Annotated in this window: 12 protein-coding genes; 9 read left to right on the forward strand and 3 right to left on the reverse strand. The window is 48.3% G+C overall.

Annotated features, from left to right (window positions below; translation table 11 throughout):
• Positions 1-165 precede the first annotated feature (165 nt).
• The 9 genes from BT105_RS00005 (at position 166) to BT105_RS00045 (ending at position 10,281) form a co-directional block, all read left to right on the forward strand.
• Positions 166-867 carry a hypothetical protein gene (locus BT105_RS00005; protein WP_072298844.1) on the forward strand — a complete coding sequence of 234 codons (702 nt, stop codon included), beginning with the start codon at positions 166-168 and terminating at the stop codon, positions 865-867.
• A gap of 3 nt (positions 868-870) precedes the next feature.
• Entirely contained in the window at positions 871-2,262 is a 1,392-nt protein-coding gene (locus BT105_RS00010) for a peptidoglycan-binding domain-containing protein (RefSeq protein WP_072298845.1), read from the forward strand.
• 310 nt (positions 2,263-2,572) lie between these two features.
• Positions 2,573-3,079 (forward strand): peptidoglycan-binding domain-containing protein, encoded by a 507-nt coding sequence (locus BT105_RS00015; RefSeq protein ID WP_072298846.1) that lies wholly within the window; start codon positions 2,573-2,575, stop codon positions 3,077-3,079.
• Positions 3,080-3,288: 209 nt separating this feature from the next.
• Positions 3,289-3,741: a peptidoglycan-binding domain-containing protein gene (locus tag BT105_RS00020; protein WP_072298847.1), complete on the forward strand. Its 453-nt coding sequence runs from the start codon at positions 3,289-3,291 to the stop codon at positions 3,739-3,741.
• Positions 3,742-3,940: 199 nt separating this feature from the next.
• Positions 3,941-4,588 carry a hypothetical protein gene (locus BT105_RS00025; protein WP_072298848.1) on the forward strand — a complete coding sequence of 216 codons (648 nt, stop codon included), beginning with the start codon at positions 3,941-3,943 and terminating at the stop codon, positions 4,586-4,588.
• Between the two features lie 181 nt (positions 4,589-4,769).
• Complete coding sequence (locus BT105_RS00030; RefSeq protein WP_072298849.1) at positions 4,770-6,410, forward strand: glutamate--tRNA ligase; 1,641 nt, start codon at positions 4,770-4,772, stop codon at positions 6,408-6,410.
• Between the two features lie 299 nt (positions 6,411-6,709).
• Positions 6,710-8,719, forward strand: a complete 2,010-nt coding sequence (locus BT105_RS00035) for a class I tRNA ligase family protein (RefSeq protein ID WP_072298850.1) — start codon at positions 6,710-6,712, stop codon at positions 8,717-8,719.
• 197 nt (positions 8,720-8,916) lie between these two features.
• Positions 8,917-9,852, forward strand: a complete 936-nt coding sequence (gene cysK, locus BT105_RS00040; protein ID WP_072298851.1) for a cysteine synthase A — start codon at positions 8,917-8,919, stop codon at positions 9,850-9,852.
• Between the two features lie 33 nt (positions 9,853-9,885).
• Entirely contained in the window at positions 9,886-10,281 is a 396-nt protein-coding gene (locus BT105_RS00045) for a pyridoxamine 5'-phosphate oxidase family protein (RefSeq protein WP_072298852.1), read from the forward strand.
• A 56-nt stretch (positions 10,282-10,337) separates the two neighbouring features.
• Here the strand turns inward: BT105_RS00045 and BT105_RS00050 are convergent, their stop codons facing one another.
• The 3 genes from BT105_RS00050 to BT105_RS00060 all read right to left on the reverse strand — a co-directional run bounded on the left by BT105_RS00050 (position 10,338) and on the right by BT105_RS00060 (position 13,930).
• Complete coding sequence (locus tag BT105_RS00050) at positions 10,338-11,681, reverse strand: MATE family efflux transporter (RefSeq protein ID WP_072298853.1); 1,344 nt, start codon at positions 11,679-11,681, stop codon at positions 10,338-10,340.
• Positions 11,682-11,944: 263 nt separating this feature from the next.
• Positions 11,945-13,213, reverse strand: coding sequence for a DUF1015 domain-containing protein (locus BT105_RS00055; RefSeq protein ID WP_072298854.1), 1,269 nt, complete (start codon positions 13,211-13,213; stop codon positions 11,945-11,947).
• A gap of 159 nt (positions 13,214-13,372) precedes the next feature.
• A complete protein-coding gene (locus tag BT105_RS00060; protein ID WP_072298855.1) occupies positions 13,373-13,930 on the reverse strand; it encodes a Maf family protein in 558 nt (185 codons plus the stop codon).
• Positions 13,931-14,124: the final 194 nt, after the last annotated feature.

The following is a 14,124-nucleotide window of genomic DNA, read 5'->3' on the forward strand; positions in this document are numbered from 1 at the left end:
GAACTAAGAAAGAAACTGATTTAGATTATGCAGGTGATAGTGTTACCTGCAATCTTAGTTCTAAGTTCTTAGCTCTTAGTTCTATACTATAACATTTAATATGGGGAGTTGTAAATAGTAATAACCGCTGATATTGTCGCATAGACTTAAACAGGAGATGATATTATGAAAAACGGAAATTTCGATACGGAAAAATATAAGCAGGAGATGATGAAGCTCTACAGCAGAAGCGCTCCCGATGAGCAGAAAAAAGCTCCACAGCCGCAGGAAATAGAGGACGTTGACGAGAATGCTCCAGATGATACGGTCTATGCAGAGCATACCGACGAGGACTCAAACGGCTCTCCCGAGGATTATAACAGCCGCTATCCAGAGCCCGACCTGTCGGAGCTGGATACGGATTTCGGAACGGCTTCAACTGAGGACAGCGCTGCTCCCGAGTACGATTCAGCGGAGCTTCTCGGCACTGAGAAAGGCTATATACTGGTGAATGTGCGGACAGGTGACGACTCTTCGGCAATTGAGGGGGCTGTAGTCGCCGTTACCGCCGTTGTTGACGGGAAAAGGCTCATACTGGCTTCTGGAGTGACTGACGAGAGCGGAGTCTCACCGAAATTCGAGCTTCCAGTGCCTGACCTTGTGCATTCTCAGGCTCCGAATCCCGAGGAAAGACCGTATAACCTCTTTGACGTCAGCGTTTCAAAGGAGGGCTTCTTCCGTGCAAGGAGCGTTGATGTGCCTGTATTTTCGGGGATAACCTCGGTGCAGAACTTCAACCTCATACCCGTGCCGCTGATGATGAACGGCGATGACGAGACTGTCACCTACTACAACGCGGAGCCAAGCTTCGGCGGCGGAAAGGAGTGAGCCATGCTTACAGGGACTCCCTTTATACCCGAAACTATAACCGTACATCTTGGCTTTCCCGACTCAAACGCTCCCGACGTGGTGGTGGATTTCGCTTCTTATGTCAAGAATGTGGCTTCAAGCGAGATATACCCCACATGGAACGTCAGCGCCCTCCGCGCCAATATCTACGCCATTGTGTCCTTTGCGCTGAATCGAATCTATACTGAGTGGTACCGCTCACGGGGATACGACTTTGATATTACGTCCACTACTCAGTTTGACCAGAAGTTCATCAACGGTCGGGAGTACTTCGAGAACATCAGCCACCTCGTCGATGAGCTTTTCAACGACTATGTCAGGCGAAAGGGCAGGGTAGAGCCGCTGTTCACGGCTTTCTGCAACGGGACTACCACGACCTGCGACGGACTGTCCCAGTGGGGCTCCCAGTATCTTGCGGAGCGGGGTTACAATTCGCTGGAGATACTGAAATACTACTACGGCGACGATATCGAGATAGTGCAGAATGCTCCTGTGCGCTCGGCAATGCAGTCCTACCCAGGGATAGAGCTGAAAAACGGCTCTTTCGGCAACGATGTCAAGTATGTGCAGGTGTGGCTGAACCGTATCTCGCGGAATTTTCCTGCAATACCAAAGATACCTGCCGCAGACGGCGTGTTCGATACGGCTACGGAGGCGGCGGTGCGGAAGTTCCAGCAGGTGTTCGGACTTGAAGTCACAGGTGTTGTTAATGCGGCAACATGGTACAAGATAACCTATATATTCACCAGCGTCAAGCGGCTTGCGGAGCTGGATTCCGAGGGCGTCCGCTTTGAGGAGATATCGCCGCAGTTCAAGGAGAATCTCAGTATCGGTATGCAGTCTATCGAGGTCAGTATGCTCCAGTATTATCTTGCGGTCATCGGCGCTTATTACGAAGCTGTCATGCCTGTGGAGATAACGGGCTATTTCGGGGAGCAGACAGAGCGCTCCGTGAAGTCTTTCCAGAGGGTGTTCGGACTGCCGCAGACGGGAGTTGTTGACAGAGCCACACGAAACGACCTTTTCCGCGCCTATCAGGGCATAGTGGAGAGCGTTCCGCCCCAGTATACCTACGTGGCTCTCTATCCTAACACTGTCCTCCGCGAGGGAGCAAGCGGCGAGTCCGTGAAAATAATCCAGCAGTATCTCACCTATATCAACAGGAGCTATCCAAATATCCCTGCGGTCAGCGATACGGGCTATTTCGGTCCACTCACGCGGCAGTCCGTGACGGCGTTCCAGCGGCAGTTCGGCATTGATCCCTCGGGTATTGTGGGCGCGGTCACATGGGACAGGATAGCAGGAGTCTATTCCGACCTGCGATACGGCTTTGATAAGCGCCCCTACCAGAACCCAGGCTACACTATTAAGTAGGGGCGGATATTATCCGCCCATTAGTGAGTAGTAAGTAGAAAGTAGTGAGTAGTAGGAGACGGCGTCCTCGACGTCCCGAGCCGTTAGCCCTTAGCCGTTAGCTTGTAGGGCGCCTGTTTGACGTTCGTGCTTTGCTAATGAAACGCAAATGACAATATGTAGGGGACGGCGTCCTCGACGTCCCGAGGCTGACGATGATATAACAATATCCGAAGAAATTTGTAGGGAAAGATGCCTGTATTTTCCCGTGGGGCTGCAAAATAATACGTGTGCCCGATAATTAAGCATTGATAAGAACGGAGTGATATAATTGCCATACACAGAACAGCAGAAAAAGGAGCATATCCGTGAGCTCCAGAGCTACCTTTACGCAATATCCATGTTCGACAAGAATATACCACAGATACTCCCCGACGGAGTATACGACGCCGACACCCGTGCCGCTGTCGAAGCCTTTCAGCGCACCTATGGTCTGCCAGTCACAGGTGATACGGACTCCGCCACATGGAACAGGATAGCGGCTATCTACAGGGACTACCTTGACGGCGCTCCTGCGGCGTATCACGTCTTTCCCTCGCGGAGCTTCACTGCCTGTATGGGGGACAGCGGCGAGGTGGTCTACATAATACAGGCTATGCTGTGGAAGGCTGCGGCGTGGTATGACAATATGCCAAAGGTCAGCGTCTGCGGCGAGTTTGATGAAGCAACGGCGTCGGCGGTATGCGCCTTTCAGCAGCGCTCGGGACTTCCCGACAGCGGCACCGTGGACTGTCCCACATGGAATATGCTGGTTAGGTTCCTTGAGAATAAGGTGTGATGTACAGCAGTGTTGCAGCTGGGTAATTGATAAATAACATTTTTTTGTATTATTAAATGCAGAAATAATAGCGAAAAATGTTGTTTTTATTTGGCTTTTTGTTCATTTTGTTTTCTTATGGTATTGACAAATTTAATTCAATGATGTATAATATATAACATAAAGTTGGCCGACTTTAAATAAAATTATAGTAAAGGATATTAAAAACTATGAACAACGTAATGAAAAAAATCGCAGCAGTAGCTATGGCATTCACTGTACTTGGAACTGGCGCAGCTGTAACTAAGACAATCTCACCAAAAACAAGCAACTCAATCACAGCATATGCTATCGGCGGAGATCAGAACTATGCAAAGTACGAAAAGCCAAAGAGCACTTACAATTATGGTAGAAGTGTTGGTCAGAGAGCAGGCGGCGGAATTTATTGGATTCAGGCAATGATGAACAGAGCTTTTAGAAATAATAATAATTTTACTGCTCTTGATGTAGACGGACAGTATGGTCCAAAGACAGAAGATGCTGTTAGAAGATTCCAGCGTTCATATAATAACAGTTTTAGATATTATAATGGTGGCGATGGCTCTTATCTTGCTGAAGATGGTATTTTCGGACCTAAGACTTACGCTGCAACACAGCGTATGGGATACACAGCTGGTAAGTAATTCAAGTAATTGAATAATGCATATAAGCTCCCCTCATATGAGGGGAGCTTTTTGTTGCCTTATCGCAACAACTGTGCTGATAGTACATTTATTGCTGTTTATTACTATAAGTATTGACAAATGCCTGATTTGGGTGTATGATATAACACATAAGGTTATATCTTTGACCTTAAATTTTATGTAAAGGACGAAAAAACAAATGAAGAATAACATCATCAAAAGAACTGTTTGTGCTGCACTGGCTGCTGTTTCACTTTCAGCCTGCATAGCAGTACCGTCAGCTCTCAACAACACCGCAAGCAAGATATCTCTTGTCAATTCAATTGAGGCAGAGGCTGCATTCCAGCCATTTTATGCTACTGTATCTATAATGGGAACTTCGTTATATGATAGCCCGAACAGAGGATATAAAGCAAAACTCTGGGCTTTTACTCCTCTGTATGTGACCGATGAGACAAGAGTAGGAAGAAATTACTATTATAAAGTTCAGACTCCCGAAGGCGAAGGCTGGGTAAACGGACGATATGTTGATAGATGCTCACGTGAAGAATACGATATTCGTGTCGATTTTGCAGAGGGCAAAAGATATGTATTCGGCACTAATATAAGAGGTATGGTTTACAGAAAGTCTCCAAGCGTGGATTCGGAGGTAGCAGGCAGAATTTGGTTCCTGTATATTGCACAGATCGAGCGTATCTGGCCTACAGGCAGTGACGGTATAGTATGGGGACAATTGACAAACGGCGGCTTTTTACAGCTTAGTGACGGAAAAGGACACAGAACTGTTGAATTACTGTCAAAAGAAGAGGCAGATAGATTGAACAGCATATATAGGTATTACAGATAAAATGAGATGACTCCCCTCACATGAGGGGAGTTTTCTTATACATCTGCAAACGAGAGGTGTTCTCTATAGGGCTGGCGGATAATATCCGCCCTTACTATTTGACTTTATCGGCGAAGTATGATATAATAAATTAAATGTGTCTGTCAGCAGGCGGACGTAATATTTACAAAGGATTGATACTATGGACTATAAAGCACTTGCAGACTACCTTTTCCCCGATGTTACGGCGACTCCCGAGGACATCGAGGCGCGTTTCCCCGAGAGACAGCTCCCCGCAGGAGCTAATGTTACCCGTATAGGACCAAGTCCCACAGGCTTCGTACATCTGGGCAACCTCTACAACGCTATAATCGGCGAGCGTATCGCTCACCAGTCACAGGGCGTTTTCTACCTTAGAATAGAGGATACCGACAACAAGCGCGAGGTGGAGGGCGCTGTTGAGACTGTCATCAACGCTATGGACTACTTCGGCGTACACTTTGATGAGGGCGCCACAGCAGAGGGCGACAACGGAAAATACGGTCCCTACCGTCAGAGACAGCGTAAGGACATCTACCATGTTTTTGCAAAGCTCCTTACAGAACAGGGACTTGCTTATCCCTGCTTCATGACTGCCGAGGAGATAGAGGCTGTCCGCGAACAGCAGACTGCAAACAAGGAAAACCCCGGAGTTTACGGTAAGTATGCAAAGTGCCGCGACCTTACTCTCGACGAGGTAAAGGCTAATATCGAAGCAGGCAAGGAATGGGTGCTCCGTTTCAGAGGTCAGGAGACAGGCGAGACTATAGCCGTTGAGGACGCTATCCGCGGAAAGCTTGAAATGCCGAGAAACAATATGGATTTCGTGCTTCTCAAGAGCGACGGTATCCCCACATATCACTTCGCACACGTTGTTGACGACCACTTCATGCGCTCAACACACGTTATCCGCGGCGAGGAGTGGATATCATCACTCCCCATGCACGTTGAGCTCTTCAATACTCTTGGCTGGAAGCAGCCTATCTACTGCCACACAGCTACACTTATGAAGATAGACGAGGAGACAAACGGCAAGCGCAAGCTCTCCAAGCGTAAGGACCCCGAGCTGGCTCTGTCCTACTATCAGCAGGAGGGTATCAGCAGGGACGCTATCTGGGAGTTCCTCCTTACTCTGCTCAACTCCAACTATGAGGAGTGGCGTATCGCAAATCCCGAGGCTGATTATCATGAGTTCCCGTATACACTGGAGAAGATGTCCGTTTCGGGCGCTCTTGTTGACCTTGACAAGCTCCGTGATATTTCCAAGAACGTTATCTGCCGTATGCCTGCACAGCAGGTCTATGACGGCTGGCTGGAGTGGTGCAATGAGTACGACGAGGACTTCGCAGACCTTATAAACAAGTACCCCGAGAGAACTCTTGCCGCTCTTAATGTTGGCAGAGGCGGTGCAAAGCCAAGACGTGATATCGAGACATGGAAGCAGGCTTGCGACTTTATGAGCTTCTACTATGACGAGACATTCAAGGTTACAGACGCTATGCCCGAGGAGTGCGACGAGGCTACAGTAAAGGAATTCTTCGGCAAGTATCTTGCAAGCTATGACCATAATGACGATTCCGCAGTATGGTTCGACAAGGTAAAGGCTATCACCGAGGAAATGGGCTTTGCAGTAAAGCCGAAGGACTACAAGAAGAACCCCGAGCAGTTCAAGGGAAGTATAGTTCATATCACAAATATGCTGAGAATAGCTCTCACAGGACACGCAAACGCTCCCGATATCTGGGAAGTCAGCCACGTTCTCGGTGAGGAGATAACACGCAAAAGGCTTCAGGCTTTTGCCTGATAAGTGAATAGTTATTAGTGATTAGTAGGGGCGAGTTCCGCTCGCCTGCCAATAACTCACGAATTATAAATGATGATCTGTAGGGGGCGATGCCCACATCGCCCCGTGTTTGAATTTTGAATTATAACGGGCTGATGTGGGTGACTCCCTACAGTTCCGCGTTAAAAAATTATGTTTTGTAGGGGACGTTCTCACCTGTCGGCTCGGTCGGTGTTTCTGCGTTGCAGAGGTGTCCACTGGACACCCACACCGTCCTCGACGTCCCACACGAAATATTAATGAAAAAAGAGGAAAATAAAATGTCAGACAATAAAGAAAAGAAGAATTTTGAGATACCCCGTCCTGTATTTCCGAAAAGAGCTGTTGTCACAGGCGGTATGCCATATGGCAACAAGGAGCTCCACTTCGGTCACGTTGGCGGTATGCTTGTATTTGCAGATACCTATGCACGTTTTTTGAGAGACCGTATCGGCAAGGAAAACGTCATCTTCGTAAGCGGTACGGACTGCTACGGCTCTCCTATCGCAGAGGGATGGCGCGTTAAGGTAAAGAACGGCGAGTTTGAGGGCTCACTGGAGGACTTCGTTCAGAGAAACCACAACAAGCAGAAGGAGACTCTTGCCGCTTATGGTATTGCTCCCAATCTGTTCGCAGCTTCGGGTCTTGGACGTTCAAAGGAGATACACGCTTCTGTAACAGACCGTTTCATCAGCTCCCTCCACAAAAAGGGACAGCTGAATCAGATAACCACTATGCAGTTCTTTGACGAAAAGGCAGGTGTGTTCCTCAACGGCAGACAGGTAATCGGCAAGTGCCCTGTAGACGGCTGTACTTCCGAAAAGGGCTATGCAGACGAGTGCGATATGGGACATCAGTATATGCCCGAGAACCTCATCAATCCTGTCAGCACTCTCACAGGCGAGACTCCTACAATGAAGCCTGTTACCAACTGGTATTTCAAGCTCCGCGACTACGAACAGCTCATGAAGGACTGGGTAGAGGAACTAAAAAAGCGCAAGGATATCCGTCCTGTTGTATGGAAGACTATCGACGAGTTCCTTAAAAAGCCCGTTATCTACATAAAGCGCGAGTTCGAGGAAAAGTACATGGAAATAAAGGCTTCTATGCCTGAGCATAACTACCTCGAAGAGCCAAAGAAGCCGTCCTTCACTATCGAGTTCGATAAGCTTTCCGACTGTGACAAAGCCTGCCGTGTTCTTACTGAGAACGGTATCCGCTATAGAACAGGAAAGACGCTTGTTCCTTTCCGTCTCACAGGCAATATCGAGTGGGGAGTTCCTGCACCTGTTATGGACGGCGTTGAGGGACTTACCGTATGGGTATGGCCTGAGTCGCTGTGGGCTCCTATCTCTTTCACTGAGACATATCTGGAGTCTATCGGTCACGACAAGGAAGAGTGGCGTGATTATTGGTGCAGCAAGGATTCTACCGTTTATCAGTTCATCGGTCAGGACAATATCTACTTCTACGGTATCGCCGAGCCTGCAATGTGGATGGCACAGCAGGAGAGCGAAACAAAGACCGCTTCACCTGCCGACGGAGAGCTGCAGCTCCCTGTTATCGTGGCTAACCACCACATTTTATTCCTCGACAAGAAGGCTTCAAGCTCGGGCGCTGTAAAGCCGCCAATGGCTGACGACCTGCTGAACCATTACACTCCCGAGCAGCTCCGTATGCACTGGCTGGGACTTGGTCTGGGACAGCGCTCCGTAAGCTTCATGCCGAAACCCTACAATCCCGACGCTAAGCCCGAGGACGCAGATCCCGTTGTTAAGGACGGTCTGCTCCTGTCCAACGTTTTCAACCGCATGATAAGAACAGCTTTCTATACCACACAGAAGGAGCTTGACGGCGTTATGCCAAACAACGCTCCCGAAGAGAAGTTCGTTGAGGACGCAAAGAAGGCAGTTCTCGAATATGAGAGACATATGTCCAAGTTCGCATTCCACCAGTGCACCTACGTTCTGGACAGCTATATCCGCAACGGCAGCAAGTACATGGCAAAGGCTCTCACAGGTGAGTATCCCGACAAGGAAGCTCTAAAGCAGGCTCTTGCAAATCTGTTCTACATGATAAGGATAACAGGCGTACTGCTTCACCCGATGGCTCCCTTCGGCACAGAGAAGCTCCGCGAATATCTTGAAGTTGACGAGCGTATCTGGTCATGGGATACTATTCTGGAGCCGCTGACATTCTTCACAGGAAACGACCACAAGCTGAAGTTCCTGCCTCCGAGAACGGACTTCTTCACCCGTCACGAGAGCCAGTTTGCTTCTGCGGAAGAGTGATATCTGTAGGGGGCGATGCCCACATCGCCCTGTATTAAATGGTGATTTTTTAACGGGCTGATGTAGGCATCAGCCCCTACACTGCATAAAGACAGTAAGTTCAAGCATAATATTTCTCAGTTCCTGAATCTTGGTTCTTAGTCTGAGTACTAAGCACTAACTACTTGAAACTGAAAAAACTAAGGGGTAGTTTATTAATGGTATACAACAACATTCTGGAAGCTATGGGACATACTCCCATGATAAAGCTCAACCGAATGAATAAAAAGGGAAACGCAGACGTTTACGTTAAGTTCGAGGGACTCAACGTGGGCGGTTCTATCAAAACACGTACAGCCTACAACATGATACGCCATGCCGAAAAGGAGGGCAAGATACACGAGGGGACTATAATCGTGGAGCCTACCAGCGGCAATCAGGGCATAGGTCTTGCTCTTGTGGGTGCTGTAAAAGGCTACAAAACTATAATCATCATGCCCGACTCCGTCAGCGAGGAGCGCCGCAAGCTGGTGAATCACTACGGTGCAGAGGTCATACTAATCCACGATGACGGCGATATAGGCAAGTGCATTCAGACCTGTCTCGATACGGCTCTGAAAATGGCTGAGGAGGACGATAACGTGTTCGTACCTCAGCAGTTTGCAAACGTGAATAATATCGGCGCTCACAAGTACCACACAGCGCTGGAGATACTTGAAGAGACAGCAGTCAAGATAGACGGCTTCTGTTCGGGTATAGGCACAGGCGGTACTATCACAGGCATAGGCGAAGCTTTAAAGGCTCAGTATCCAGATATGGTGATATGGGCTGTAGAGCCCGAAAATGCCGCTATCCTTGCAGGCGGAAACATCGGAACTCACCTGCAAATGGGAATAGGCGACGGCATAATACCTGATATCCTCAACCAGAAAATCTACGATGATATCTACATCGTAACTGACGAGGAGGCTATACAGACCGCAAAGGACCTTGCTTCAAAGGAGGGCATAATGTGCGGTATATCAAGCGGTACTAACGTTGCCGCGGCTCTCAAGCTGGCTGAAAAGCTGGGCGAGGGCAAGACAGTAGTGACTATACTCCCCGATACTGCGGAGAGATATTTCTCAACTCCGCTTTTCGAGGATCAAGTATAACAACTCAACAATAAATCAAGGAGGTAATCAACCATGAGCAGACTAAACGATTTTCTTACAGAAACAGGCATTTTTTTCATTGCCACAAACGACGGAGCACAGCCTAAGCTGAGACCTTTCGGAGCACACGTTGAGGTGGACGGAGTTGTTCATTTTGCTGTCGGTGACTTTAAGGCGGTCTACAGACAGATGCAGGCAAATCCTCTCACAGAGATTGTAGCCTGCAAGCCCGACGGAGTATGGCTCCGCTATACAGGCAAGATAGTCTTCGACACCGATAAGAAGTATGAGGACGCAATGTTCGAGACAAGTCCTGTTCTCAGGGAGATATACAACGAGAAAACAGGCTATAAAATGAAGACATTCCACCTGGAGGACGCAAAGGCGTTCATCATGCCCCAGATCGGGCAGCCCGAGCAGATATTATAAAAGCAGAAAAGCAGTATCGAATGATACTGCTTTTTTTGTGTCCGCAAGAAGCGGTATTATCGTGTGGGCAGCGGAGTCAGCGACTCTGCCCATGTTTTTCTCAGGTGTATTAAAAGTATAGTCATGCCTGTAAAGTTGGTTATCATCTCAGCGATAGGAACTGTCAGCCATACTCCCGTCATGCTCTTTATCATATAAGCAATGAAGGCGAGGGGGATTATGAGAATAGTTCCGCGCATAAGAGAGATGAGCTGTGCCTGCTTCGGCATTTCCTTAGATGTGAAGTAAACCGAAAGTATGGTATTTGCGCCCATGAACGGCATGAACAGGAAGTACTCGCGGAGTCCTGTTTCTGCTATGCTTTTCAGCATTGAGCTGCCGCTGCTGTTGAATACTCCCACTATATACGATGTGCCGAAGAATACGGCAGTATATGCAAAAACAGAGAATATCACCGCTGTTCTCAGTGCAAGCCGCAGTACATACCTTATGGCGGAGGTGTCGCTGCGCCCGTGGTAGCGGCACATAAGCGGCTGTATACCGCTTGCGATACCTGCGTATATAGCCGTGAAAATTATAGCGATATTGGCGATGACTCCGTAGGCGGCTATGCCTGTATTGCCCGATATGCGGTAGATAACGAAGTTGAATATCATTATCACGATACCGCCTGAAACCTCGGAGAAGAAGGAGTGTAGTCCCAGCGAGCCAATCTCCTTTATGGTGCTCAGCGACGGGACTATGAACCTGAGACTGAAAGCGTTCCAGCCCGTAATGAAGTGTATGCTCATTACTCCCATGCTGATGAATGGCGAAATACAGGTAGCAAGAGCAGCTCCCCTCATTCCCATATCGAATCTGAAAATAAAAACGTAGTCAAGTATGACATTGACGAAACAGCCTGTCAGCATACCAAGCATGGCGAGCCGCGGAGCGCTGTCGTTGCGCATGAAGCAGGCCATGAGGTTATTCATAAGGAAAGCAGGCGAGAACAGAAGTATAGTCTTTATGTAGCTTTGTGACATATCGAAGATACTTGCGTCCGCACCGAGAAGGTGCGTCACTTGTTTTGAGAAGAAGATACCCAGTATCTCAAACAACGCAGCAATTGCAAGCATAGCCGCAAAGGCGTTGGTGTAGATAGCGTCTGTCTCTTTTCTCTCCGTTCGGCAGTAAAGCATTGAAAACTTGCTGCCGCCGCCGATTCCAAACATAAGACCGAAGCCGTTGATGAAATTAAAGACGGGCAGAGACAGATTGAGAGCGGTAAGTCCTTCGGAACCCATTCCCCTTGAAATAAAAAATGTATCGATAAGAATATATACCGATACACCTAAAGAGCTGATGACATTCGCCAATATGTACCTGAAAAAATCATGTCGTATTGGTTTTCTGTCCATTAAATTATGTTTGCCCCCCAATATATCGATACACAGCTCGGACCGTGCGTCGATAATGCATATCCAAATTACATTATAACACACAAATGACAAAAAAGCAATAGTTTTTGCACAAAAGTTTCAGGATTTAGATTGTAGGGGCTGATGCCCACATCAGCCCGTGTAATTTTTGAGAATTCACACGGGGCGATGTGGGCATCGCCCCCTACAATACATTACGTATTCCGAATTAAAAAGGGCGGATATGTATCCGCCCTTACTGATTACTTTGTAATTTTACGTGCTTCGATGTAGAATCTCTTGTCCTCGGCGTGTCCCATGGAGAATGTCTTTCTGGGGAGAGCGCCGTCCTTGATAACGGTGGGGAAGAGCTGTGACTTGTCCATATCGGGGAGAATGAAAGCGATACCATTGTGCTTTTCAGCCAGTGACTTAACAGTGTCAGCGCCGTGGATATAGTCTATCTTGCCGCCGTTTGCCTTGATATAGCCGTCAAGGAAGTTCTGGAGAGAACCAACAGACAGATTTGAGGACTTCTTGTTGATGTAGAGCTTCTTTTCAGTGCCCTTGCATGAGCAGATAACGTACTGGTCGGATACCTTAGTCTCGGAGAGCTCCAGTGCGGCTGTGAGCTCATTTATGAGCTTGTCGCAGTCCACATCGTATACAAGGCGGTGGATAGCCTCGAATTTGAGGGCTTCGCTGTGGAGGTTAACTATCTCAGCCAGTGCATAACGTGCAGGGTGGTTTGAGAAGTCCTTATCGGGGTCAGCCTTTTTCAGCTGCTCGTAGAACTCCTTAGCTGTAGCAAGGGAGTGATTTCCGTCGCCCATAGCATAGAGGAGAACGGGAGTATTGCTGAGACCGTATTTCTTGCAGAATGTATCGGGATCGGCAAGTGCGCAGAGAGCCTTGTCGATAGCCTCCTGAGCGGACTTGTCAACCAGCCAACCCTTGATGCTGCCGCCGTTCTGCATGAGCTCGAAATCATAGAGCTTGCTGTCGTCGGAAACAGTCTTTGCAAGGGGCTCGATAACTGTATTGTCGGGATCGTCAATGAGTATCATTATGTGGGGGAGCTCCAGCGGTGCGCCCTGTCTTACCTTGATACGGGGAGGTATACGCTCGATAACGGTAGCCTCGGTAGCTCTTACCTCTGAGGTGCTGCCCTTTGAGAAGTCGTACTTTTCCAGGTCTATAGCGCCCACGATACCCTGACGGAGAATGCCGTTGCTCTGAGTACGCTCAACGTAGACCATAGCGTCCTTGTACTCGGTGAAGATACCGTCAGCGAGGTACTTGTCCATAGCAGTGTGGATATTATCAATGCGCTGTGCAACGCCGTCCTGCTCGAGGTAGAGCTCGGGGAGGATAAGATTCAGCGTTGAGGGAGCGCTGCCGACTGTGGCACTTACCTCGTCCCAGTACTCAGGCTCGCTGGTGTACTGGTCGCAGGCGATAACGGACCACTTGTGCATATCGCAGTCCTTGGGGATAAGAATGTCAGCAGAATGAAATGCGGTTGAGTTCATGGTAAATACTCCTTTATTATTATTTAGAACTTAGAGCTAAGATTGTAGGGGACGCCGCCCTCGGCGTTACGAAAGTTAAGAGTTTAGAGTTGAGAATTGAGAGTTAAGGTGTTCGCTCATATTATTTTAATAAGTCAGCCTAATGCGGCATTATAACTCTCAACGCTCAGCTTCTTTAATTTTATTAAAGAGCCGTCCCACGGGCAGTCCCACCACGTTGAAGAAGTCTCCGTCGATGTGGGAGATAAGGGCGGAGCCCAGTCCCTGTATGCCGTAGCCCCCTGCCTTGTCGTAGGGTTCGTCGGTGTCGGCGTAAGCCTCTATTTCGGCAGCTGTCAGCTTTCTGAACGTAACGTCCGTCACCTCGGAAAATGAGCTGACCTTGCCTGCTTTTATAATGCAGCAGCCTGTCACTACCTGATGTGTGCGTCCCGAGAGCTTGGATATATCCGCGATACACTGAGCTTTGTCACGGGGCTTGCCCAGTATCTCGCTGCCGCAGATGACCGTGGTATCGCAGCCGATAACAATGCAGTCGGGGTATTTTTCCGAAGCTGCCTTTGCTTTCAGCACCGCAAGGTATTCCGAAGCCGCTGTGGGCTCTATCTTCTCGGGGAGAGTCTCGTCGCAGTCTGTTGAGACCGCCTCGAAATCCTCGGTTATGTATCTCATCAGCTCACGCCGTCTCGGCGAAGCAGATGCAAGTATTATTTTCATTAAAACAACTCCTCTTGAGCCGTGAAAAAGGCTCACATAGTTAATTTTACCACATACTGGCAATAGTGTCAAGGTGAAATCGTTATCCAATATGTTTAAATTACATCATCTTTGACATAAAGTAATGATTTGGATTTGGCTTTTCTGTTCAGTCTTTCTATTGATTTTTTGCCTGAAAATGTTGTATAATTAAT

Source organism: Ruminococcus flavefaciens (assembly GCF_900119075.1).
Lineage (GTDB): Bacteria > Bacillota > Clostridia > Oscillospirales > Ruminococcaceae > Ruminococcus > Ruminococcus flavefaciens_Q.

Bases quoted from the DNA above. Each gene is read 5' to 3' on its own strand.
- BT105_RS00025 (WP_072298848.1), top strand. From the start codon at position 3,941: ATGAAGAATAACATCATCAAAAGAACTGTTTGTGCTGCACTGGCTGCT.
- BT105_RS00045 (WP_072298852.1), top strand. From the start codon at position 9,886: ATGAGCAGACTAAACGATTTTCTTACAGAAACAGGCATTTTTTTCATT.
- BT105_RS00020 (WP_072298847.1), top strand. From the start codon at position 3,289: ATGAACAACGTAATGAAAAAAATCGCAGCAGTAGCTATGGCATTCACT.
- BT105_RS00030 (WP_072298849.1), top strand. From the start codon at position 4,770: ATGGACTATAAAGCACTTGCAGACTACCTTTTCCCCGATGTTACGGCG.
- BT105_RS00010 (WP_072298845.1), top strand. From the start codon at position 871: ATGCTTACAGGGACTCCCTTTATACCCGAAACTATAACCGTACATCTT.
- BT105_RS00060 (WP_072298855.1), bottom strand. From the start codon at position 13,930: ATGAAAATAATACTTGCATCTGCTTCGCCGAGACGGCGTGAGCTGATG.
- BT105_RS00035 (WP_072298850.1), top strand. From the start codon at position 6,710: ATGTCAGACAATAAAGAAAAGAAGAATTTTGAGATACCCCGTCCTGTA.
- BT105_RS00050 (WP_072298853.1), bottom strand. From the start codon at position 11,681: ATGGACAGAAAACCAATACGACATGATTTTTTCAGGTACATATTGGCG.
- BT105_RS00055 (WP_072298854.1), bottom strand. From the start codon at position 13,213: ATGAACTCAACCGCATTTCATTCTGCTGACATTCTTATCCCCAAGGAC.
- BT105_RS00005 (WP_072298844.1), top strand. From the start codon at position 166: ATGAAAAACGGAAATTTCGATACGGAAAAATATAAGCAGGAGATGATG.
- cysK (WP_072298851.1), top strand. From the start codon at position 8,917: ATGGTATACAACAACATTCTGGAAGCTATGGGACATACTCCCATGATA.